The following is a 21,754-nucleotide window of genomic DNA, read 5'->3' as shown; positions in this document are numbered from 1 at the left end:
GGTGTTAGCCGATGAGTCGCTCCATAATGGATATCGCCGGATCGGTACAAGCCCTGGATCCGGCTGCTTCAGCAGCGGCGGCAGAGCATTTGGACCGTTTGACCAAACCGCCCGGAAGTCTCGGCAAGCTGGAATCCTTAGCGGTGAAACTGGCAGGAATCACGGGAAAGGTGCAGCCGTCCTTCCGTCACCGAGGGGTGGTCGTCATGGCCGCCGATCATGGGGTTTGCGAAGAGGGGATCAGCGCGTTTCCCGCAGAAGTTACTCCTCAGATGGTGCTTAACTTTCTTTCCGGAGGCGCGGCCGTGAACGTCCTTGCCCGCCAAGCGGGAGCGGAAGTGATGTGCGTCGATGTAGGGGTCAATGCGGAGATTAACCATCCGGGCCTCATCTCGCGGAAGGTTCGTTACGGCACGGACAATATGATATCCGGGCCGGCCATGAGCCGGGAAGAAGCCGAAGCCGCCATTATGGCTGGCGTTGAAGTCGTAGAGGACGCAATCCGCAGAGGAATCTCCCTGTTTGTTACCGGGGAAATGGGTATCGGCAATACGACAGCCAGCGCGGCGCTCATGAGCACGTTTACCGGGATCGCGACTTTGGAAACGGTCGGCCGCGGAACGGGAATCAACGATGAACGGATGCGTCATAAAGTCCTGGTCGTAGAACGGGCATTGGAATTAAACCGTCCGGATCTGTCTGATCCGGTAGATGTGCTCGCCAAGGTTGGAGGCCTTGAGATTGCCGGATTAACCGGGGTTATCCTGGGTGCTGCTGCCCATCGCTGCCCGGTCGTGCTGGACGGGTTCATCTCCGGAGCGGCGGCGCTTGCGGCTCAACGGCTGGCACCGGAGTCGGTGAATTATATGATCGCTTCTCATGTTTCGCAGGAGCAAGGCCATGTGTATCTGTTAAAAGCGCTTGGCCTTGAGCCCATGCTTCATCTGGACATGCGGCTCGGCGAAGGTACGGGCGGCGTTTTGGCACTTCACCTGGTGGACGCAGCTTGCCGGATTATGTCGGAGATGGCTACGTTCGAGAGCGCAGGGGTTTCCACAGGTGCAGAAACGGGTAAGGAGGGCTCTGAAACTGCCGGGGAGGCGCAGGGATGATCGTGACGGTTACGGGAGGAGCCCGCAGCGGAAAGAGCGGCTTTGCCGAAAAATGGTGCATGAAACATGCGGACTCCGGGTTGTACATCGCAACCGCCCAAGCCTTCGATGAAGAGATGACTCGGCGCATAGAATTGCACCGGGCTCAGCGTGAAGACAGCGGCTTCCGGTGGTTCACCGTGGAGGAGCCGCTCCAAGTGGCGGATGTGCTATGCGAAGTGCAAAGAGGGGAAGGGCCTGTGACGGAAAATGCCGCCGAAGCTGAGGCTAGAACCGGGACCGGAGGCGGATCTCAGGCCCGGTTTCATACCGGGACTAAGTCCAAGCCCGAGACCATTCTCCGGACCGAAGTCGTAACCAAGCCCGAGCTCCATCCAGAGCAATGGCCCACGGTTGTTTTGGTCGATTGTTTGACCCTATGGCTGTCGAACGTAATGCTTGCTGCCGACGTCGCCGGTGACGGGATGGTTACAGAGCGGGAGGTACAGCTGGAAGTGGATACTCTTGTTGCTGCCGTAGAGGCCTATCCCGGCACACTGGTTATGGTGACGAATGAGGTCGGGAGCGGAATTGTGCCCGAATATCCCCTTGGCCGGAAATATAGAGACTGGGCCGGGATTCTAAACCGGCGGATGGCTGCGATCTCGGATCAAGTGTTTCTTGTAACCGCGGGCATCGCCATAGAGCTAAAAAGCAGGGAGTATAAGCTATGAAGCAAAAAGGACGGCCGATCTTGGCCGCTTTTCAATTTTTGTCCCGGTTTCCCGTGAAGGCCGAGCTGGATTTCTCACCGGAGCTTTTGCGGCGAAGTGCCAAATACTATCCGATTGTCGGAACGGCGATCGGTATCTCCGTTTGGTTAGGAGGGACCCTGGCGGGCTGGGTGTTGCCTTCTTTGCCTGCGGCAGCCGTAACGCTCATTATTTGGGTGTGGTTGACCGGCGGCCTGCACCTGGACGGCTGGATGGATTCGGCCGATGCCTTGCTCAGCTACCGTTCCCGCGAGCGGATGCTGGAGATCATGAAGGACAGCCGGGTCGGGGCCATGGGAGTACTGGCCTGCGTATTACTGCTTTTGCTTAAATTATCGCTGATTTCCTCGCTGCTGGAGCTCGGAAGTGCAGCGTCGGCGGGCGCGATGTTGACGGCTCCGGCTTGGAGCCGCTGGTTTATGACAAGAGCTATGTATAAGTGGCCGACCGCACGCGAGGGCGAGGGTCTGGCCGTGCGCTTTCGCGGTCTTGGCGCCAAAGATATGGTCTTGGCCACCGTTTTTGCGTTGATGCTAACGGTAGCAAGCCTGGGGAGCGCCGGGGTTCTTGACGGCGCGGATGCCACCTCCTGGCTGCGCTGGGGAGGATATTTTGTCGCTGCGCCATTACTTGCCATACTTGCAGGTTCCCTGGTCGCCGGCAAAATCAGTTCAAGGCTCGGCGGGCTTACTGGAGATACATACGGAGCTTTGAATGAAGGGCTCGAGGCTATGCTGCTTTTGCTCGCGGTTATTTTCTTTCGCTGAGAGAGGACTAAAGCCGCCAACGTCGCACGGTGACTTGATTATTTGAGTCTCATCGCACCAAAGTCACTCCAGTTACATTACTTCGAGCTCTCCTGCAGTCTTTGGTAAGTCGGAACTCCTCCGGCATCGTTCTATTCTAATGGACATGAGAGACGTTATTTGGTGTGAATTTGCCTATTTGGAAACCTGACGGACACCAGAGCCCTTAATATGAAGTAAAGCCTCCGATTATGTGGATATTTCGTCAAATAACGTCTCCTGTGTCCGTTAGAAGTTGGAATTCACGAAATCGGGACCTTTAAGGTCTCTTATGTCCGTTAGAACTTGGATTCCAAACAACCCGGACAGTGCAAGCTACAAGCTATATAAAATGGACGAGCTGCAGGAGAACATGGCGAATTAAGTAACGCTATAACGTTGGATCAGTATGACCATCGCAAGGTCTTTTTTTTCATTGGATGGAGGCGGACGGAATGAGTGAATCGGAATTAGAGACCATAGCTGATGCGACAGCGGAAGTCAGAGGCAATGTATTGATGGTCCAGGGGACGGCGTCTGACGTGGGGAAGAGCGTAATTGTCACGGCGCTGTGCCGCATTTTTACCCGGGATGGGTTCAGGACCGCACCGTTTAAATCGCAAAATATGGCCTTGAACTCCTATGTGACTCCGGACGGCAAGGAGATCGGTAGGGCGCAGGGCATCCAGGCGGATGCCTGCGGGATCGCGGCTACTACGGATATGAATCCGATCCTGCTCAAACCTACCGGGGACATGCATTCGCAGATCGTTGTTCATGGGCAACCGTACCGTGATCTAAGCGCGGTAAGTTATCGGGAAAATTTCCTTCCGTTTGCGAAGCCGCTGGTTATGGATGCGCTGGGACGGCTGCGGCAGGAATACGACATCGTGGTGATGGAGGGGGCCGGAAGTCCGGCGGAAATCAACTTGAAGCATCGCGATATCGTCAATATGAATCTGGCTGGATGGGCGGATGCGCCCGTTATTCTAGTAGGTGACATTGATCGCGGCGGCGTGTTCGCGTTTCTTGTCGGGACGCTGGAACTGCTGGAACCGGACGAACGGGCCAGGGTGAAAGGATTTATAATCAACAAATTCAGAGGCGATTTGTCTTTGCTGCAGCCCGGTTTGGAGTGGCTGGAGCAGAGAACGGGAATCCCGGTCCTCGGCGTACTTCCTTTTATGCCCAATCTGGAAATTGAGGCCGAAGACTCGGTCGTGCTGGATACGTTCCCAAATCAAGTCCGGTCATCCGCCGGGCAGGATCTCGATATTGCCGTGATCCGCTACCCGAGGATTTCAAATTTTACCGATTTTGATATTTTGTCCGCCGAACCGGATGTATCGCTGCGTTATGTGCAGAAGCTGTCCCAACTAGGTGATCCGGACATTGTGATTCTTCCCGGTTCCAAGGATACGATCGGTGATTTGGAATTTATGCGGAATCAACGACTCGACGAGGGAATACGCAAAATCATCGAACAACGGCGTCACACCCGGCTTGTAGGTATTTGCGGCGGATATCAGATGCTGGGGAATGAACTGCATGATCCCGATGCGGTGGAAGCGGCGACACCTCGCCAGGCCGCAGGCCTCGGCTGGCTACCGGTGGCTACGACTTTTATTCCCGGTAAAACGACGGTGCGAGTCAACGGAACCACCGCCCCCAACGCCTCATACTTCACAAGCTATTCTCAAGGAGAAAGCCTGGAGATTAGCGGCTACGAAATCCATTCCGGCCGGACGGTGGCAAGCGGAGGTGGCGACCGGGTGATTCCCGTTTTCCGAATCACTGTGGACAGGGGAGCGGAGCGGGATGAGGGCTGTATCACACCGGACGGTCGGGTTTTCGGCACTTATTTGCACGGCTTGTTCCAAAATGATGCCTGGAGAAGGGCTTGGCTGAATAGCGTACGCCATGATAAAGGTCTGCCTCCCCTTGCCGGTGAACTATCGGCGGCATCCAGAAAAGAAGCTGCGTTTGACCGGTTGGCGGACCATGTAAGCCATCATTTGGACATTGGGCGAATCTACGGGATAATGACTAATGAGTAGCGAGTAAAGTACGTTTATTCGATAGAAAATCCAAAGAAGCCTTCCAAATCAAAAGACGTATCCTTGAGAAACCAAGGATACGTCTTTTTTGCTGCAACCTAAATTTTGAATTTCTCCACCGCTTCCTGAAGGGAACGGGCTTGTTCGTACAGCGCCTCCACCGTTTTGGAGTGCACCTCCATTTCATCGATCTGCCGGCCGGAATACTTGGCGATTTCTTCGATGTTTTGGAGCGATTTTGCCGTAATGTTCGCGGCTTCCTCTACCGATGCGGTTACTTCTTCGGTACCGGCGGATACTTCCTCGGTGGATGCGGAAACCGATTGGATCGTCAAATTGATGTTATAGATTAAATCCGTCAATTGCCCGAAAGCGATACCCGCCTGGTTGACGCGGTCAGTTCCCGATTTGATTTCCTGGCTGACAAGCTCCATGGCGTTAACGGAATTCATAGCCTCTTCGCGAATGCTGAGCAGGTATTCACTGATCTGATCGGTTGCTGTTCTTGATTGTTCGGCCAACTTGCGGACTTCCTCGGCCACTACGGCAAAGCCCTTCCCGTGCTCGCCTGCTCGGGCTGCCTCAATGGCCGCGTTCAGCGCCAAAATATTGATCTGTTTCGTAATATCCATAATGACGCTAACGACGGCGGCAATGGATTCGGAGCGGTCGTTCAAAACGGAAATATATTCCCGCGATTTGATGGCCGCCTGCTCTACCTGTCTCATTTGTTCCACGGCCGTTTTGGCCAACTCATTCCCCGAATTGGATTCTTCCGAGGCTTGGCCGATCTTTTCCGTTACCTCCGCGGAAGAGGTGGCGATATGCTGTACGCCTTGCGAAATTTCTTCCATGGCCCGGGCGTTTTCCGCCGAGGTGGAAGCGATGGTGAAGCTGCCTTTTTCAATTTCGAGCGTTGCCGCCCCGGATCGTTCGGTGAGGCCTTTAAACGTCTCCGACGAATGAAGCAATCGGTCGGAACCGCTGACAACGGAATTCGACGTTTCCAGGACTTTGCCGATCATCTCCTTGAGCTGGGCGGTCATCGTCCGGAAGCTATCGGCCAGTTGGCCGATCTCATCTTTGGAGGTGATTTCGATTTGTTCGCGGAAATCGCCCTGCGCCATTTTTTCCGTGACGGCGGCCAGTCTCTTGAGCGGATTCGTGATTCTCCGGCTGTTGATAAAGGCAACCACCATGCCGACAGCGATGACGAAGGCAAAAATACCGAAGCAAATCCAGGTGATTTCGCTTCTTTTTTGCTCAATGAAAGTGGCATCCATACCGACGGCCAGTAGGGCGGAACTGCCCGGCAGCGCCATGTATGCGGTTTTATGGGAGCCGAATTGGTCGGAGTACAGCTCGCTGATGCTGGCTTTGCCCTTGGACTCGGCATCTTCCATTGGCGGCAGAACTTCCAACTGATCGCCTACTTTCATTTTGGATCCTTTGTTGACGCCGATTACAGTGGCTTTATCTTCTTGCAAGTCAAGAAGATAAGCTGTATGTAATTGATACTCTTCCACTTTGTCCGACAAATAGGATTCCACAACGAACCTCGAATTTTCCTTCCCGGTCAGCAGTTGGAGGGCCTGGGTCGTATCCAGGTTCTTAAAAATATCTTTAGAACTGGTCTGAAGCACCTTGTCGAACTGAGGAAGAACATTTTTGTTGATGATTCCCATGGAGACGATGAAGAAACTGGAGCTAAACAAGACGGATGAAAGAACGATGACGACGGCAAATGTGAGCATGAATTTGCGGTTAATGGAATGCTTTCTTTTGGACATGGAAATCCTCCCCATTTTCTCCTGATTTCTAGATGCTTTTTCTCTCTAGGCAGTATGGCTTGCTTCTGGTTCTTTTTGACCAGTGTTCATTAGTGCTATTTTATAGAAAAAAAAGGCTTTTGAAAATGATGTTTTTCATTTTTTTCATTTTCAAAATTATGCTGAATGGAAATAAGGGATAGTAACTTGGCCGGAGATGTGGTATCTTGGGACTTGCTGTTATTTTCGGCCGCGGTTCGTAACCATCCCGCGTAATCAAAACTAGGAGGAGTTTAGTGTGTTTAACATAGGTTGGGGCATATTTTATATGCTCGTCAATTTTTGCTTTTTCCTGCTCTGTTATAAGCTGTTCGGGAAAAAAGGCCTATACGCCTGGATCGGGGTGGCTACGGTCATCGCCAATATACAAGTCGTCAAGACGGTGGAGATGTTCGGCATTGTCATGACGCTAGGCAATACGATGTATGTCAGCCTGTATTTGACCAGCGACCTGCTGAATGAGAAGTTTGGCCGCCAGGAAGCGAAAAAGGCGGTATGGTTCGGCTTTTTCACCCTGATCATGACTACGGTCCTGATGCAGATGGTACTTGTTTTTCAGCCGCAGGAAAGCGATATAGCGCAGGGCTCGCTGGAAACCATATTCGGTTTGATGCCGAGGTTGGCATTGGGTAGTCTGACTGCTTATTTTATCAGTCAATTTCTCGATGTTCGTCTGTATTCCTGGATCCGCAAATATTATCCGAAGCGAAATCAGCTCTGGATCAGGAACAACGGCAGTACCATGGTGAGTTCGTTCGTGGATACGCTCATCTTTTGCTCCATTGCCTTTATCGGCGAATACAGCTTTCAAGTTTGGCTTGAAATCCTGTTTACGACTTATATTTTTAAATTCATCCTTACCGCCGTGGGAACTCCGTTCCTGTACATTGCCCGGAATTTCCGTCATGAAGAAGACGAGCCCGCAAAGGCGGCGTCATAAACGACAAACCTCCATCCCGCCTGGGCGATGTGGAGGTTTGTTTGCATTTTCAGTCCGTTTCGAGATTTTACAAATAGGTGAGCTGCTTTGGAAAAGAGGTCAACACCCGGACGCCATTTTCAGTAACCAGGCAATCGTCCTCGATCCGAACCCCGCCAACGCCAGGTACGTAAATACCTGGCTCCACGGTGAATACATTTCCTTCGCTCAGCAGGTATTCGTTTTGTCCGTGAACGGAAGGAAATTCATGAACATCGATGCCAAGCCCGTGACCGAGGCGGTGGATGAAGTAAGGGCCATATCCTGCAGCCTCGATGACGTCTCGGGCGGCTTTGTCGATGGAGGCGAAGGTGACGCCGGGTGAAATGGCCGCAATCGCCGCTTCGTTCGCGGCCAGCACAGTCTCATAGATCCGCACTTGCTCCTCCGAGAGCTCGCCGAAGGCAAAGGTTCGCGTAATATCCGAAGCGTAGCCGGATGCATAAACGCCGATATCGAACATCAGCAGGTCGCCGCGGCGGAGCTTACGCTCCCCCGGAACGCCGTGAGGCAATGCCGTTTTTTCGCCGGACAGGACCATGGAATCGAAAGAAGGACCGTCCGCGCCGAGTTTACGGATTTGATATTCCACTTCGGCTACGAGCTCATTTTCGGACACGCCTTCTTTCACTTGTTTGAGCGATTCCTGCAGCACCTGTTCGATGAGCCGGACGGCATGGGACATTTTTTCGACTTCGTCGGCGGTTTTGCGGACCCGCAGATCCCGAAGCCAAGGGCCGACATCATGGGTCGTAGTGAAGCCTAATGCCTTCTGTAATTGTTCAAACCGTGCTATCGTCAAATTTTCTTTCTCCAGGCCCAGCGTGCCGACTGAACCTTGAAGTCTTTTTTGCAGTAAATGATAGGGGTTATCCGTATCCAGATGGGTGATGATTTCCATACTACCGGTTGCGGCACGGGCAGCTTCTTCATCCAGCGCGGGGACAACCAGGACCGGTTCGCTGCCGGGCTGAAAAAGAATTCCCAGAAACCGTTCATGCGGGTTGCTTAGAAAACCGGTCAAATAATATACATGTTTGGGATCGGTTATCAGCAGGGTCTGAATCCCTTGCTGCTCCATTTGTTGTTTCAATCCGGGCCAATGTGCATTCATCGCGAACTACTTCCTTTCCTGACTTTTGTTTCTATAGTATAGGGTACACCTTCTAGTAACCGGCTTCAAGAAACCCCTTAATCGAGCCGGGATGTATGACCTCCAATGAAGTGTTTTTTGCTCGTTAACATAGGGGACGGAGTCGGAAAAGTTATTGTTCAAAAGGGTTTACATTTTCTCTATTTCCACTAAAATAGTGTAATGATATTCAAATTTGAATAATTCTAAGGGGCCGGATGATGAGCATTGAAAAAAAAGATAATACCAAATTGATATTGATCGGCTTGATGCTCGCCATATTGATGTCGGCGATGGATAATACCATCGTGACGACCGCGATGGGAACGATCGTATCCGAGCTTGGAGGGATGGAACAATTCGTTTGGGTTACCTCCGCTTATATGGTGGCGGTCATGGCCGGCACGCCGATCTTCGGCAAATTGTCCGATATGTACGGACGCAAGACGTTTTTCCTGTTCGGGATCATCATGTTCTTGATCGGATCGGTACTGTGCGGAATGGCGGGAAGCATTGTGCAGCTCAGCATATTCCGGGCGATCCAGGGGATCGGCGGCGGAGCGCTGATGCCGATAGCCTTTACGATTATTTATGATATTTTTCCAGTGGAGAAACGAGGAAAGATGACGGGGTTAATGGGGGCCGTATTCGGTACCTCCAGCATATTCGGTCCTTTGCTTGGAGCATACATTACCGATTCGCTCGGATGGAACTGGGTGTTTTACATCAACGTACCGATCGGTATCATATCGCTGATCCTGATCATTCTTTTTTACAAGGAATCGCTGTCCCGTGCCAAACAGCGGATTGACTGGAGCGGGGCTTTTTCGCTTGTCGGAGCCGTCGTTTGCCTGATGTTCGCGCTGGAACTTGGCGGGGAGAAATACGCCTGGGATTCGGCGATGATTCTCGGTTTGTTTGCGGGTTTTGCCGTTTTGTTTTTGGTGTTTTTGGTGGCGGAAACGAAAGCCAAAGAGCCGATTATTTCGTTTGATATGTTCCGGAACCGGCTTTACGCGACAAGCAGTTTGTTGGCTTTTTTTTATGGAAGCGTCTTTATCGTGGCCACGGTGTATATCCCGATCTATGTACAAGGGGTATTCGGCGGAAGCGCCACGAATTCCGGACTCATATTGATGCCGATGATGATCAGTTCCGTCGTGGGCAGCATGATGGGCGGCATGTTGGCGTCGAGACTCTCCTATCGATCGATTATGGCAATATCCGTTGTCTTTTTCGTATCCGGCATATTTGCGCTCAGTACATTGAACGGCGATTCGTCGCGGATGCTGTTGACCTTATATAGCATCCTTACCGGATTTGGGGTCGGATTTTCATTTTCCGTTCTCGGCATGGCCGCGGTACATCCGTTCGATGCGCATCAGCGCGGCGCGGCGACCTCGACAAACTCCTTCCTGAGATCACTTGGCATGACGCTCGGAATTACCATCTTCGGAATCTTACAAAGAAATCTGATGGCTAACAATATGGCCGAGGCTTTCCAAGGTATGGACCAGGGGGCCCAGGCTTTCGGCGATACGCGCGAGGCTTTGTCACCGGAAAAGCGGGCATTGATTCCACCTGAAATTTTGGATAAATTGACGAATGCGATGTCTTCATCGATCGCGCATACCTTTATGTGGGCACTGATTCCGGCCGTGTTGACCGTTGTGGTCGTGATAGCTATGCCTAATGACCGCATGTTGGCGAAGCAGCTCAAAGCCAAGAAACAGCACGTATAGGGGAAGCGGAATATGCACGCTTTATCGATCCGTTAATGTATTCTCGGCCTGCTGATGGAAGAAAATATGCATCCTTATTATGAAATACGGACCCGGATGAAGGATCGATTTCCCGATTTCTAGGGCAGGTTCAAAATCGGCTCTCTTTATTATGCTGTCGACCGGTCGGCCAATCAATTGTATATCGAAGTTGTGGAGACCATTCATAGCGACACCCGTCCGGACAAAACGGTATTTCGGATCACGGACAAAGGAAGGGCCTATTTTCAAAAATTGCTGCTGGACCGGTTTAAGGAGGAAGTCCCACTTTTTCATCTCATGTACAACGCCCTGGTGTTTGCCGGGAAAGGGGAACGCGAAAAGATCGCCGCTATTCTCAGAGAACGGGTGACTGAAGCCGAACATCAAGTGAACCCTCTGCTATCAGATTTATTGCGAGCCCAAGGGAATCGTTCCCCGGAGCGTATTGCAATTTAATGGACGGACGGTATGAGCATGCTTAGACCGAATTGGCCTGGCTTGTCCGACTGCTGGTCGATACGGAGGCGGGACGGCTAAACGAGGAGACGTTCTCTCCGCTCTGGACGAAGATTAAGCATAGGTTGGCGCCATGTTTATCCCTCATGGTTTTGAGGTATAAAGGAAGTACAAAGCCGTAACGAGGTGAGAGCATGCCAAAAGGTACAGTAAATCAGGAGCAAAACCGTCGTGAAAAAGTTTCCGCGGATCGGGACCATCCCGAACAGTATCCTACGGAACAGCCCAGTCTTTTTGATAGGTTTGAGAGCGAGCGGAACGTGGATCCGATTCCGGTCGAGGATTTGAACCTTCAAGTCCGGGATGAGAAGGACAAGGAAGCTACGAAGCAGTCGTCCTCCAGCGAGCGGAAGTATCATACGGGATTCGAAGATAAGTAAGGGATAAGGAAAGTCACTGCTGATTTTCAATTCCAATGTAATTTTAGAAGTTAAAAATCCTCCGGGATCCATCATTCATGGATCCCGGAGGATTTTTTGATGCATTGTTGTATAGTCTTTTTGCTGATGTGAGTTGACTAGCGTTTATTGCAGTTCTTTAACCATATTCGGAGGCGTATGTCCTTGCAATGCAAGCACCAGATTTTCGGCGGCAAGCATCGCCATCTCCCGGCGCGTATGTTCCGTCGCGGACCCGATATGCGGCAGAGTGACCACGTTCGGCATGGCGAGCAAAGAATTGTCGGCCGCCACGGGTTCCCGTTCGAACACATCCAGCCCCGCCCCGTAAATCTGTCTGTTCTCCAAGGCATGGACTAGGGCGGCTTCGTCCACGGTAGCGCCCCGGGAGGCATTAATGAATACGGAGGTCCGTTTCATCAGCGAGAATTCGCGTTGCCCGATCAATCCCCGGGTTTCCGGCGTCAACGGCGTCATCAGCACGATGAAATCGCATTCTCGTAGCAGGTCGGGCAGGTGGCGGTATTCCGCCTGCAGGACGGCTTCCGCTTCCGGCTTCCGGTTGCGGTTATGATAAAGCACGTCCATGCCGAATCCGAATTTGCCCCGGCGGGCGACCGCTTCACCGATGCTGCCCATCCCGATAATCCCAAGCTTTTTATGATGCACGTCCAGTCCGAACATGATTTCGTCGTCCCCGCGTTTCCATTGTCCTTCCTTTACATACCGGTCCAATTCGGGTATTCGCCGTGCCGTGGACAGCATTAATCCCATAATCAAATCGGCTACCGTTTCGTTCAGGACATCAGGCGTATTGGTCCCCAGAACTCCCCGTGCTTTCATAGCCTCAACGTCAAAGTTGTTATAGCCCACACTGATATTGCTGACAACGCGCAAATGAGGGGCATGCTCCAACAATTCCGCATTGATTTTACCGCCGGAAGTCAGAAGTCCATCCGCATCGCCCAGGCTTTCAAGTAGACGTGCACGGGGGATTGGCTCCGGGTGATCCCATTTGCCGTAACGGCAATGTTCCCCGATATAGGCTTCCACCTCCGGCGGGACCTTTCTTGCAATATACACTTTCGGTTTCATAAGCGAGCGACTCCTCTCTTTAGGTCTTAATGCTTGGTCTTTGCGGCTGCCCGAGCCGTAGCCGAGAAAAGAAATGTTTTTTTAACGGTTATCTACTTTTTCGGGGTACATGTCATGATTCAGTAAGCGGTGCTCCGCCATGGCTTCATATTTGGTGCCGGGACGCCCATAGTTACAGTACGGATCAATGGAGATGCCGCCGCGCGGAGTGAATTTGCCCCACACTTCGATGTATTTCGGGTCCATCAGTTGAATCAGATCGTTCATAATTATATTAACGCAATCTTCATGGAAATCACCATGGTTTCGGAAACTGAACAAATAAAGCTTGAGAGATTTACTCTCCACCATTTTGATATCCGGAATGTAACTGACGTAAATGGTGGCAAAGTCCGGCTGACCCGTAATCGGACAGAGACTGGTGAATTCCGGACAATTGAATTTTACGAAGTAATCGCGATACGGGTGCTTGTTATCAAAGCTCTCCAAGATTTCCGGGGTATAGGTCATCGGGTATTTAACACCCTGGTGGCCCAGGAGTGTCACATTCTGCATTTCTTGCTGTTGTCTACCTGACATCGTATTTTCCTCCTTAGTATAAAAAAACTCTCAGATCACTGGTAGATCAATTAGTTATGGTTTTGCCTCGATAGTTGAACGAATGCCCGGGATGTTGATCCGCATCTGCGAGATTAACTGGATTTTCTACAGTTAAGTCTGGGGTTTTAGTTGTCCCGGCGTAATTAACTGGAGAACCTCCAGTTAATTTTGCGTGTTCGCGCTTAAATTTAGCAAATGAGGAGAAATAGCTGTAGGTTTTCCAGTTATTACTTTAATTGGTTTCCTATTCTCGGAATTAACTGTATGTTTTCCAGTTAATTCGGCCGGTTTGTTCGCGTTCAGCGGCAAGAACACCAGCTAAACGAGAGTTAGCGCAAGCTAACCCCCAACTAACCGCCAACTAACCCCCAACACCCCTTGCCGCCCCTAGCTGCTTCAAACGCCCCGCCTATTGCCCCACACGAGGGCGTGGAGCTGGGGCAACACGCGTACATCGTTCAAATCGCTTAGGGACATGACCCGGTCAATAAGTCCTTCGTAACGATGCAGCAGATCCGCGGCGTGGTGACCGATGTCCATCCGCCGCACGTCGGGGTTGCCGACCTGCAGGAACATCGCGACGCCCGGATATCGGGCATGTACCTGCCTGGTGTAAGACAGGTCGGCTTCGTCAAAGACGACGACCTTGAGGCTCACCGCGAAAGGAGCGGGCCGGGCTGACAGTTTGGCGACAATGTCGTCCAGCACCGGCCAATCTGTAGCCATGCCGGAGCTCGGCGGTTTTGGAGAGAGCGTCACCTGATGGATCTCGGCCAGCCAATCCTGCCACCGGGAGCCTTGGGTCTCCACGGCTATAGTAATGCCTTCACCGCGGAGCAGCGATACCAATCCCTCCAACTGGGGTAGGAGGGCGGGGTTGCCGCCGGACAGCGTAACATGGGAAAACCGGTTGTCTCCGATTCTCCGCAGCTCGTCCCGGATTTCCGTCGGGGTCATCTTGATGATCAAATCCTTGGCGCTGCCGTCCCAGGTAAACGCGGAGTCACACCAGAGGCAGCGGTAGTCGCAGCCTGCGGTGCGGACGAACATCGTCTTTTGGCCGATGACCATACCTTCGCCCTGGACGGTGGGACCAAAGATCTCAAGCACGGGGATCGTGGGCGTACCAACGGGATTGTCGGTATTCCCGTTTCCGGGGCTCGAATTAATCCCGCTACCGCTATTCATCCTGCATCCACTCCCGTCTCGCCTCGGCAAAGCTTGTCGGCGTTTCGTACAGGCGGACGAATTCGGTTCGTGCGTCCGGCAAGGAGGAGAGGTAGCGGCCCGACGACAGGGCCGCCTCCATTTTTTCATATAGCCATACGACCATATTTTCCGCCGTCGTATTCATGGGGGGCAGCGTTTCGTTCAAATAGCGGTGATCGAGATAGCCCTCGATTTCGTCTTTCCAAATCTGTTTTACCGTACCGAAATCGATGGCGATTCCCCGCTCATCCGGCTTTCCGCTAATCCCGAAAACGACTTCGTACGTATGGCCATGAAGGTTTTTGCATTTTCCGTCATAGGCATGCAGGTGATGCGCCGCATCAAAGGTGAATTGCTTGCTGACAAGAACGCGGCGCCGATGATAACGAAGCTGGTTTTCGGAGATATCCTCTCCGAAGACATGCAGCCGTTCCACAATGCGAAATACTCCCGGTTCCCGGTTCATCATTCCTGTCCCTCCATCCCGGAGGCCTGAGAATCTCCGGCCTCGCCGCGCATATGCAGGTAACTCTCCATCCCGGCTCTTCTCAGCTTACAGGCAGGGCATTCCCCGCATCCGTCGCCAATGATGCCGTTATAGCAAGTCAGCGTACGTTCGCGAACAAAGTCAAAAGCTCCCAGTTCGTCGGCCATTTGCCAGGTTTGGGCTTTGTCGATCCACATTAAAGGCGTATGAATGACGAATTCGTAGTCCATTGCCAGATTTAACGTCACGTTCAGCGATTTGACGAAGGCATCCCTGCAATCCGGATATCCGCTGAAATCGGTCTCGCATACGCCGGTTACCAGATGGCGGGCTCCGACGCCCTTGGCCAAAACAGCCGCGAAACTAAGAAACAAGTGATTTCTTCCGTCCACGAAAGTGCTGGGCAGCTCTCCTTCTACATGCACGATCGGAATATCGGTGCGGGTAAGCGCATTTTGAGTTAATTGTCCGAGCAGGCTCATGTCCAGCACGGTCAATTGGACGCCGAGCTCAGCGGCGATTCCCTTGGCGCATTCGATCTCCAGAGAATGGCGCTGGCCGTAGTCGAAAGTGACCGCTTCGACTTCCCTAAACAGCTTCAGCGCCCAAAACAGGCAGGTAGTGCTGTCTTGACCGCCGCTGAAAACAACGACTGCTTTTTCATTTTTAAGCATAAAAAAACCTCTCATTCTTCTTGGATTTGTTCCGAAGGCGATGAACCGCCTTATTGGAAATAGAAGAAAGAGAGTTCATGAACTGACACCGCAAAAAAACAAGCCCATGCGATCCGTGCAGGGCACCATTAGTTTTTTATAGAGGGAGTTCGCGAACCTCTCCCGTGCGGATAACGCACGGATCTTCTTCAATTGTTTCGGGTTTGTACCCGCAATTATTATATCACAGCTCTATTATTTGATCCTATGGAAATATTGATATAATTCCGCCTATTTGTCTATTTACAAACCGTAAACCCATGGATGATAATGGAATATAATATATGAAGGGGGAAATAAACAGATGAAGATAATAAAAACCAAATGGCTGGCGCTTCCGCTCGCGCTGCTGTTAGTAGTGCTTGCCGGTTGCCAAGCGGTTGCAGGCTTTGACATTAACAAGGCACTCTTGCAAAGCGTTAAGCCGGTATCGAGCGAATCGAGCCAAACTATGTCGGTTGAAGTTGTACCGGCAGCTGGTGCGATCTCTGCAGAGGACAAGAAAATCATAGATTTGATCAATTCCTTCTCGCTAAAAGTAGATAGCGCCAAAACGCAGGATGCCAGCACGGCCTCGCTGAAAGGGACGGTCGGATTTGACGGCAAAAATCTTCCTTTCCAATTGTCGATGGATGAGAAAGGCTTGGTGATCCAGGTAGAAGGAGCCAAGCAGCCGATATACATATCGCTTGACTCCGCCGCCGCAGGTTTGCCTGATATGGCTGCCTACAGCGAACAAAGTCAGCAATTGTCGGTTCAGGCAACCGAGTTTCTCCTGAAGCATTTGCCGAATCCGAGCAAGATTTCGTTGAAACAGGTTAGTGACAAGGTAAACGGGGAATCGGTGAATCTGACCAACCTGCAGGTTGAGGTAAGAGGAGACGAACTGGTCGGCCTGGTCAAACCATTCCTTACAAGTGTCGCAAAGGATGAACAGGGCATTAAAGATTTGATCGGTACATTTTACGATGTGTTCTACCCGTTGTTGAGTTCTGAAATGGGCGGCGAATTTATGGATGCCGAGGACGTGGAGACTTTGCCTGAATCCAAAGCGGTGACGGTTGCAGCATTGACGGCTGCGATCCAGGAAGAATTAAACAAATTCCTGGCCGATTACGATAAGCAAGTGGCGGATTTGTTGGCGGAAACGCCGGAAATTTCGACGGTACTGAGCAAAGATACCGTGTTCAAGATGGACCTTGGTTTTGACAGCAAACTCAACATCCGCAAGCAAAACCTGGAGTTGTCCGTGGCACTGCCGGCTTCGGAAGATCTGCCGATCCAAGCCGTTAAGGTCAAGGTGGCAAGCGAAATCTGGAATGTGGGCGGCACGGTGACCGCGGATAAAGTGGATACGTCGGCCGGCGTGATTGACGTCATGGACGGTACATTGACACCGGGCCAAGTGTTACGCAATTTCGAACCGGGTTCGGTCGTTTACAATTTGCTGAAAGACGAAGCACAAATTACGCATAAGTCCATTTTTCTTGATCCTTACAATGAATACTACGGCGTGATCTCGAAAAAGAACACTTCCTTCGTTCCGCTTCGCTATCTGTCCGAACAACTGGATGCCGAAGTGAAATGGACTCCGGGCTCCAAGCAAATCGTTATCATCGATGACATTACAGGCGCGCAGATTACGGTTTCCGTAGGTTCCAAGGAAGCTTCCGTGAACGGTAACAAGGTCACGCTGGATCAACCGGTATTCGTTCACCAGGATGGAACGATGTATGTTCCGCTACGCTTTATTGCAGAGTCCCTCGGTGCAACGGTGACCGTAGATGAAGAGGGCTGGATCGCGATTGAGCGCCAATAACGTTTTTATTTGAGGTAACCGAAAAGGTTGTCCCTTCCATGATTAAGGAGGGGGCAATCTTTTTTTGTGGACAAGGAAGGCCTTCCTGATATATTATGAGAACATAAAGAAAATGATAATCATTATCAATGACGACGGAGGGTCTATCATGCGTTACATGAAACACAGCTTATTATCACTGGCGGCGATATTGCTGCTGTCTATCGTTCTTTCCGCTTGCGGAGGCCAAAATGGCGCTAACAACAGCGGCAACGGCGGCAATGCGGCCACCAGCGAAGCAGGTCAGAATGCAGGGAATCAAACCTCGAATAAGGAAGAGGCGAAGACTAAGGTATTCAAAGATCTGAAAGGGGATATCGAAGTACCGACCCATCCGGAGCGGATTGTATCGGTCACTCATTTGGGCGATTTGCTGGCGCTTGGCGTGAAGCCGGTCGGTGCGGGATCGCTGGCTCTGGAAAACTCCGTGCTTTTGGAAAAAGAACTGGAGGGCGTAGCCAATGTCGGTGACGTCTCCGTTGAAAAGGTGCTGGAGCTAAATCCGGACCTTATTATCGTGCCGTCGTATTTACCGGCGGAAAACGTGGAGCAGTTAAAAAAGATTGCCACGACCGTAACGCTTGCCACTTCGGGCTGGGAAGGCATCGATCCGCTCGATGAAGTAAGAACAATGGGCGATCTGCTTGGACGCGAAAAGGAAGCGGAAGAATTCATTACCCGTTACAAACAAAAAGCGGAAGAAGCGAAACAAAAGTTGCAGGAAGTCATCGGACCGGATCAAACGATCGGTACCTACTCGATTTGGGCCAAAAACTTTTGGGTATGGCCGAACACAAGAGATGCGGGATACAACTTGTATGAAATGTTCGGGCTGAAGCCGTTGCCGAAAATCCAGTCCGAGGTGTTCCCGGGAACAGGTGCGGATATTTCGCTTGAAGTGCTGGGAGATTATGCGGCAGACCATATGTTTGTCACCGTATATGAACCTGACGGCGGGGCAGAGCGGGCCAAGGAAATTATGAACGGGGCAATCTGGAAAAACATCCCGGCCGTGAAAAACAATCATGTGTATTTCCTTGATATGAAGGAATTCTGGATGGTTGACGGCTTGAATTTGGAGAAGCAGGTTGATATTCTTACGGATATGATTCTGAGTCAAAATCAAAAGTAAGACCTATATTGAGCAGGCTGCCGTATTCTTAAGACATCTTAGGAATGCGGCAGCCTTTTGATTTTTTTAGGCCTTATTCATGACGGCGGAAAAGTCGATTATAGCCTCTTGCAGAATGGTGGAGGGAGACGCGTTCTTTTTGGCGGCGGACTTTGCGACCATGGAGGTAACGAACCGGTCCCACCAGTTCATGGCATCCGGTTTCAATTCTCCTCCGAAGCATGAAATTTTCAGTGCGGAATCCCTCAATTCGGACGGTAGCGCACGCGTGACAAATTCGTCTGATTGTTCCGGGGACCCGCAGCAAATGAACACTCCGACTTTTTTTTGCATTAGCGTCTTCAGATGCTCCCGGAATAGCCGGACGCAAGGCTTTTGCAGCTGTCCATAGTAGATCGATCCGCCGATAATTATCTTTTCAAAAGCAGCGAGGTCGGGAAGGGGATCATGATGCAAATTAACTATACTTACCGGGCCCGTCAACTGGGATTCCAGTATGGACACGCATTTTGCCGTACAGCCGTACTTACCGGCATAAGCAATCAATACACTCATATCGAACCTCCTATGTAATCCTCATTTTCCAAATTATATAAGATGGAGTCTCCAAGAGATAAGAGATTTATCATACAGCCAAGCTTGCAACCATATCATTGCGCATTGACAAATGACTATGAGTTTTTTTAGTATTGTTTTGTATTCGTAATTATTACAATTAAACGGGATTGAGCCCGGATCTGCGAGGGGAAGTCTGACATGTTGAAGTTAAAAAAGGGTGATCTGTGGCTCATCGCCGTGCTTGTCGTAGTAGGTATCTTCTGGCTGGGGCTCCGCTATTTTAATGAACAAAGTAATACGTATAATCCGGCAGACCTGAACGCAGTCATCACGGTGGACGGCCAATTGTACAAAACCGTTCCCTTGGACGGAGACTCGGAAGAAATTGAGATCAAAACCGAATTCGGACACAATATTCTTAAAAAGTTTGACGGGGGCATTCAGATGATTTTTGCGGATTGTCCCAAAAAAATTTCCATGGCCATGGGATTCATATCCCGGCCCAATGAGACCATCATCTGCGTCCCGAACCGAGTTTACGTGGAAATCGCCAGCAGTAAGGCCAACAAGGAAACCATGGAAGATGAAGTGGATGCTTATGCCCGTTAAAAGGAAAGGTTCAAGCCTGGGCCTGTGTTTACAATTTTTCCGCAGATCCGGGTCCAATACCTCCGGAAGACTCTCTTGCCTTTTGTATCCATTGTTCCACCTCTTTACTGTTGAGGTAAATATAAGGGGTATCCGGTCGTGGAATTTCGGTCACCCGCTCGGCTGCAACCGCGATAACTTCCCTGCCTTCGCGAATTTCCGTTATCAGGTTCCCCTCAACTTCTAGCCATGCATCGTTCCGGATTGCCGGATGATTAGTTTGAAGCCTAATCGGAACGCCGAAGGGATAGGCATCAGCCGTGCAGCATTGCACAAGAAAACGTCCCAGGACAAATTCATGATCCGGTGACATCCCCTCATCGCGGTAAACAAACCCGCTCAGCCTGATCTTTTTCCCTTTAAACTCTTCTTTGAACAGTTGTATGGCCCCTACGATTTCCGAATATATTTCCGGTTTAACTTCGATCGGTTCTTGCACATATAGCAGCTTGGCTAGCTCGGCAAATTCTACATTGTACTTGTCCGGTGCTTTGAACTTGCCATCCAGCTGTTCCCTGGTCAATACGGGGGATCCGAGAATCATGCCTTTTTTTGATGCGGCCGTGACCCCGAGAGCCTTGTCGGGAAGTAGGCTTCCTAACAGTAGTGGAAGGATAAATAGGGCATAGATCGCCGAATGTTTAAGTTTGGAACCGGCGACGGGGCGTTCGCAATGGCAATCCATACCGTTCTTCGTCCCGAACAAAGCCCGATAAGCAAGATTGAGTGATAGCGCGACGAGCGGAATGACGCTCAGCCGTAGCCAAGGATACATTTCCGGCGCGACGTAATATTGAAGATATCCAGTGGCGGACAAACGTGCGATATATAAGGCGAAGCCGAGTAAGATAAGTGCCCGGATTAGTTCATGGCTCCGGAAGACAGGCCCTTCTTTCATCATAAGTTCCCTCCTATTGGCTTAAAAAGAAAGCATCTGCAGCAACCGCCCCCGTAAAGACCACCGTGCAAATCAGAAAAGCTAGATAAATGACGAATTTCGTTTTGAAAACAGACAACAGCATTAACGTATTTTTGAAATCGAGCATCGGACCGAAGACAAGGAAAGCGAGCAAGGAACCGGACGAGAACGAATGGAGAAACGTTTGGGCAACAAAAGCATCGGAAGTGGAGCAAAGGGACAGCAGAAATGCGAATCCCATCATGAACACATAGGCACTGACCGGGCCGCTGCCGATGGATTCCAGGCTTTCTTTTGCCACAAAGGATTGAATTCCTGCGGTAAGCATGCAGCCCAGCAACAAATATTTGCCCATATCGAAAAATTCATCCGCCGTGTGTACAAAGATGGAGGTCCACTTTTTTTCGTGATGATTTGAATGGGGATGGTGATCGTGATGGTGGCACGCGTGATTATGATGGTGGTCATGAGGGTCGTCGTGGTCATGATGATCATGTTCATGATAAGCATGGTGGGAATGGGAGTGTGCCTTGGAGACAGGAGCCGTTTTAAGCGGGTCGCTTTTCCAGGTGATGTAAATCATGACCCCGATGGAGGCGGCTACGAAAAAGGCCAGTCCCATCCGGGCGTAAACCATCTCGGGATACATCCGAAAAGCCATGTAGGTCGCGCCGAAGACGACCGGATTGATAATCGGTCCCGATAAAATAAAAACAGTCGCAATGTATACCGGCATGCCTTTCTGGATCAGTCTGCGGATCAGCGGAATCATGCCGCACTCGCAAACCGGGAACAAAAGTCCGAGAATACAGGCGGTTAAAATTCCGGCGGCGGGGTTTTTGGGAATCCACTTTTTCAGCAGTTGTTCGGATACATATAAATGCACCAGCGAAGACAATAGCGATCCTAGCAGGACAAACGGCAGCGCCTCGAGTAATATGCCGAGAAAGCTTGTCCTGAACGTATAGAGGTAGCTCAGATTGATGGAACCCGCAGGGAGAGGCAATAGGACGGTCAGACAAGCCAGAATGAATGCTGCAGGCGCCAAAATAGGAAGGATACGGAGCGGAAACGGTTCGTTCATCGACGGGAATCTCCTCTTTAGGAAACTTAATCATAATCATTACTATTTAGAAAGTCAGGAGTTCAGAACGGAAAAGCAAAACTTTTCATGAATGTTCAGAAAAAATAAATCAATAAAGCTGCTGACGT

The 21,754-nt window shown here is 51.0% G+C and carries 21 protein-coding genes and 1 riboswitch; of the genes, 11 read left to right on the top strand and 10 right to left on the bottom strand.

The features are described from left to right. Nucleotides 1–11 precede the first annotated feature (11 nt). From cobT to DFP94_RS10540, 4 genes are all read left to right on the top strand, one after another. On the top strand, nt 12–1,112 hold the full coding sequence (cobT, locus tag DFP94_RS10555; protein WP_114496452.1) for a nicotinate-nucleotide--dimethylbenzimidazole phosphoribosyltransferase: 1,101 nt from the start codon (nt 12–14) through the stop codon (nt 1,110–1,112). After that, the gene (locus DFP94_RS10550) at nt 1,109–1,825 is read left to right on the top strand and encodes a bifunctional adenosylcobinamide kinase/adenosylcobinamide-phosphate guanylyltransferase (RefSeq protein WP_114496451.1); all 717 of its coding nucleotides are present in this window, start codon (nt 1,109–1,111) and stop codon (nt 1,823–1,825) included. The genes cobT and DFP94_RS10550 overlap by 4 nt, the downstream gene beginning before the upstream one ends. Further along, nucleotides 1,822–2,631, top strand: coding sequence for an adenosylcobinamide-GDP ribazoletransferase (gene cobS / locus DFP94_RS10545; RefSeq protein ID WP_114496450.1), 810 nt, complete (start codon nt 1,822–1,824; stop codon nt 2,629–2,631). The genes DFP94_RS10550 and cobS overlap by 4 nt, the downstream gene beginning before the upstream one ends. 473 nt (nt 2,632–3,104) lie before the next feature. Continuing rightward, nucleotides 3,105–4,706: a cobyric acid synthase gene (locus tag DFP94_RS10540; RefSeq protein ID WP_114496449.1), complete on the top strand. Its 1,602-nt coding sequence runs from the start codon at nt 3,105–3,107 to the stop codon at nt 4,704–4,706. 98 nt (nt 4,707–4,804) lie between these two features. Here DFP94_RS10540 and DFP94_RS10535 read toward each other — a convergent pair whose 3' ends face one another. Further along, nucleotides 4,805–6,496 carry a methyl-accepting chemotaxis protein gene (locus DFP94_RS10535; RefSeq protein ID WP_114496448.1) on the bottom strand — a complete coding sequence of 564 codons (1,692 nt, stop codon included), beginning with the start codon at nt 6,494–6,496 and terminating at the stop codon, nt 4,805–4,807. Nucleotides 6,497–6,773: 277 nt separating this feature from the next. On the opposite strand from DFP94_RS10535, the gene DFP94_RS10530 reads away from it, so the two are divergent. Next, nucleotides 6,774–7,475: a queuosine precursor transporter gene (locus DFP94_RS10530; protein ID WP_114496447.1), complete on the top strand. Its 702-nt coding sequence runs from the start codon at nt 6,774–6,776 to the stop codon at nt 7,473–7,475. Nucleotides 7,476–7,542: 67 nt separating this feature from the next. On the opposite strand, the gene DFP94_RS10525 is transcribed toward DFP94_RS10530, so the two are convergent. Further along, nucleotides 7,543–8,628 (bottom strand): M24 family metallopeptidase, encoded by a 1,086-nt coding sequence (locus tag DFP94_RS10525; RefSeq protein ID WP_114496446.1) that lies wholly within the window; start codon nt 8,626–8,628, stop codon nt 7,543–7,545. 239 nt (nt 8,629–8,867) lie between these two features. Between DFP94_RS10525 and DFP94_RS10520 the strand changes: the two genes are divergently transcribed. From DFP94_RS10520 to DFP94_RS10510, 3 genes are all read left to right on the top strand, one after another. Beyond that, nucleotides 8,868–10,388 carry an MDR family MFS transporter gene (locus tag DFP94_RS10520; RefSeq protein ID WP_425459252.1) on the top strand — a complete coding sequence of 507 codons (1,521 nt, stop codon included), beginning with the start codon at nt 8,868–8,870 and terminating at the stop codon, nt 10,386–10,388. 177 nt (nt 10,389–10,565) lie between these two features. After that, a complete protein-coding gene (locus tag DFP94_RS25275; RefSeq protein ID WP_147273848.1) occupies nt 10,566–10,865 on the top strand; it encodes a hypothetical protein in 300 nt (99 codons plus the stop codon). Nucleotides 10,866–11,059: 194 nt separating this feature from the next. Continuing rightward, nucleotides 11,060–11,305 carry a hypothetical protein gene (locus tag DFP94_RS10510; RefSeq protein WP_114496443.1) on the top strand — a complete coding sequence of 82 codons (246 nt, stop codon included), beginning with the start codon at nt 11,060–11,062 and terminating at the stop codon, nt 11,303–11,305. Nucleotides 11,306–11,449: 144 nt separating this feature from the next. On the opposite strand, the gene DFP94_RS10505 is transcribed toward DFP94_RS10510, so the two are convergent. The 5 genes from DFP94_RS10505 to queC form a co-directional block, all read right to left on the bottom strand. Then, nucleotides 11,450–12,418, bottom strand: a complete 969-nt coding sequence (locus DFP94_RS10505; RefSeq protein WP_114496442.1) for a 2-hydroxyacid dehydrogenase — start codon at nt 12,416–12,418, stop codon at nt 11,450–11,452. 81 nt (nt 12,419–12,499) lie between these two features. Further along, on the bottom strand, nt 12,500–12,997 hold the full coding sequence (gene queF, locus DFP94_RS10500; RefSeq protein ID WP_114496441.1) for a preQ(1) synthase: 498 nt from the start codon (nt 12,995–12,997) through the stop codon (nt 12,500–12,502). Nucleotides 12,998–13,414: 417 nt separating this feature from the next. Next, nucleotides 13,415–14,206 carry a 7-carboxy-7-deazaguanine synthase QueE gene (gene queE, locus DFP94_RS10495; RefSeq protein WP_114496440.1) on the bottom strand — a complete coding sequence of 264 codons (792 nt, stop codon included), beginning with the start codon at nt 14,204–14,206 and terminating at the stop codon, nt 13,415–13,417. Continuing rightward, nucleotides 14,199–14,693 (bottom strand): 6-carboxytetrahydropterin synthase QueD, encoded by a 495-nt coding sequence (gene queD, locus DFP94_RS10490; protein WP_114496806.1) that lies wholly within the window; start codon nt 14,691–14,693, stop codon nt 14,199–14,201. The genes queE and queD overlap by 8 nt, the downstream gene beginning before the upstream one ends. Further along, nucleotides 14,693–15,388: a 7-cyano-7-deazaguanine synthase QueC gene (gene queC, locus DFP94_RS10485; RefSeq protein ID WP_114496439.1), complete on the bottom strand. Its 696-nt coding sequence runs from the start codon at nt 15,386–15,388 to the stop codon at nt 14,693–14,695. Before queC ends, queD begins: the two co-directional genes overlap by 1 nt. Before the next feature lie 122 nt (nt 15,389–15,510). Continuing rightward, a riboswitch (PreQ1 riboswitch) is annotated at nt 15,511–15,554 on the bottom strand. A gap of 177 nt (nt 15,555–15,731) precedes the next feature. On the opposite strand from queC, the gene DFP94_RS10480 reads away from it, so the two are divergent. Next, nucleotides 15,732–17,246: a copper amine oxidase N-terminal domain-containing protein gene (locus DFP94_RS10480; RefSeq protein WP_114496438.1), complete on the top strand. Its 1,515-nt coding sequence runs from the start codon at nt 15,732–15,734 to the stop codon at nt 17,244–17,246. Between the two features lie 148 nt (nt 17,247–17,394). Continuing rightward, complete coding sequence (locus DFP94_RS10475; protein WP_114496805.1) at nt 17,395–18,417, top strand: ABC transporter substrate-binding protein; 1,023 nt, start codon at nt 17,395–17,397, stop codon at nt 18,415–18,417. A 66-nt stretch (nt 18,418–18,483) separates the two neighbouring features. Here the strand turns inward: DFP94_RS10475 and DFP94_RS10470 are convergent, their stop codons facing one another. After that, entirely contained in the window at nt 18,484–18,972 is a 489-nt protein-coding gene (locus tag DFP94_RS10470; RefSeq protein WP_114496437.1) for a flavodoxin domain-containing protein, read from the bottom strand. A 201-nt stretch (nt 18,973–19,173) separates the two neighbouring features. Here DFP94_RS10470 and DFP94_RS10465 point away from each other — a divergent pair, with 201 nt between their 5' ends. Then, nucleotides 19,174–19,584, top strand: coding sequence for a NusG domain II-containing protein (locus DFP94_RS10465; RefSeq protein WP_114496436.1), 411 nt, complete (start codon nt 19,174–19,176; stop codon nt 19,582–19,584). A 28-nt stretch (nt 19,585–19,612) separates the two neighbouring features. Here the strand turns inward: DFP94_RS10465 and DFP94_RS10460 are convergent, their stop codons facing one another. Both DFP94_RS10460 and DFP94_RS10455 read right to left on the bottom strand, forming a co-directional pair. Then, the gene (locus tag DFP94_RS10460) at nt 19,613–20,524 is read right to left on the bottom strand and encodes a TIGR03943 family putative permease subunit (protein ID WP_245954702.1); all 912 of its coding nucleotides are present in this window, start codon (nt 20,522–20,524) and stop codon (nt 19,613–19,615) included. Nucleotides 20,525–20,534: 10 nt separating this feature from the next. Continuing rightward, nucleotides 20,535–21,626 (bottom strand): permease, encoded by a 1,092-nt coding sequence (locus DFP94_RS10455; protein ID WP_114496435.1) that lies wholly within the window; start codon nt 21,624–21,626, stop codon nt 20,535–20,537. Nucleotides 21,627–21,754: the final 128 nt, after the last annotated feature.

The organism is Fontibacillus phaseoli (genome assembly GCF_003337355.1).
GTDB lineage: Bacteria > Bacillota > Bacilli > Paenibacillales > Paenibacillaceae > Fontibacillus > Fontibacillus phaseoli.
The sequence above is the reverse complement of the archived record's forward strand: the minus strand, read 5'-3'. Positions and strand labels throughout refer to the sequence as shown.

Bases quoted from the DNA above. Each gene is read 5' to 3' on its own strand.
- DFP94_RS10455 (WP_114496435.1), bottom strand. From the start codon at position 21,626: ATGAACGAACCGTTTCCGCTCCGTATCCTTCCTATTTTGGCGCCTGCA.
- queD (WP_114496806.1), bottom strand. From the start codon at position 14,693: ATGAACCGGGAACCGGGAGTATTTCGCATTGTGGAACGGCTGCATGTC.
- DFP94_RS10505 (WP_114496442.1), bottom strand. From the start codon at position 12,418: ATGAAACCGAAAGTGTATATTGCAAGAAAGGTCCCGCCGGAGGTGGAA.
- DFP94_RS10550 (WP_114496451.1), top strand. From the start codon at position 1,109: ATGATCGTGACGGTTACGGGAGGAGCCCGCAGCGGAAAGAGCGGCTTT.
- DFP94_RS10520 (WP_425459252.1), top strand. From the start codon at position 8,868: ATGAGCATTGAAAAAAAAGATAATACCAAATTGATATTGATCGGCTTG.
- DFP94_RS10510 (WP_114496443.1), top strand. From the start codon at position 11,060: ATGCCAAAAGGTACAGTAAATCAGGAGCAAAACCGTCGTGAAAAAGTT.
- DFP94_RS10460 (WP_245954702.1), bottom strand. From the start codon at position 20,524: ATGATGAAAGAAGGGCCTGTCTTCCGGAGCCATGAACTAATCCGGGCA.
- cobS (WP_114496450.1), top strand. From the start codon at position 1,822: ATGAAGCAAAAAGGACGGCCGATCTTGGCCGCTTTTCAATTTTTGTCC.
- DFP94_RS10525 (WP_114496446.1), bottom strand. From the start codon at position 8,628: ATGAATGCACATTGGCCCGGATTGAAACAACAAATGGAGCAGCAAGGG.
- DFP94_RS10470 (WP_114496437.1), bottom strand. From the start codon at position 18,972: ATGAGTGTATTGATTGCTTATGCCGGTAAGTACGGCTGTACGGCAAAA.
- DFP94_RS10465 (WP_114496436.1), top strand. From the start codon at position 19,174: ATGTTGAAGTTAAAAAAGGGTGATCTGTGGCTCATCGCCGTGCTTGTC.
- queC (WP_114496439.1), bottom strand. From the start codon at position 15,388: ATGCTTAAAAATGAAAAAGCAGTCGTTGTTTTCAGCGGCGGTCAAGAC.
- DFP94_RS10480 (WP_114496438.1), top strand. From the start codon at position 15,732: ATGAAGATAATAAAAACCAAATGGCTGGCGCTTCCGCTCGCGCTGCTG.
- DFP94_RS10540 (WP_114496449.1), top strand. From the start codon at position 3,105: ATGAGTGAATCGGAATTAGAGACCATAGCTGATGCGACAGCGGAAGTC.
- queE (WP_114496440.1), bottom strand. From the start codon at position 14,206: ATGAATAGCGGTAGCGGGATTAATTCGAGCCCCGGAAACGGGAATACC.
- DFP94_RS10535 (WP_114496448.1), bottom strand. From the start codon at position 6,496: ATGTCCAAAAGAAAGCATTCCATTAACCGCAAATTCATGCTCACATTT.
- queF (WP_114496441.1), bottom strand. From the start codon at position 12,997: ATGTCAGGTAGACAACAGCAAGAAATGCAGAATGTGACACTCCTGGGC.
- cobT (WP_114496452.1), top strand. From the start codon at position 12: ATGAGTCGCTCCATAATGGATATCGCCGGATCGGTACAAGCCCTGGAT.
- DFP94_RS10475 (WP_114496805.1), top strand. From the start codon at position 17,395: ATGCGTTACATGAAACACAGCTTATTATCACTGGCGGCGATATTGCTG.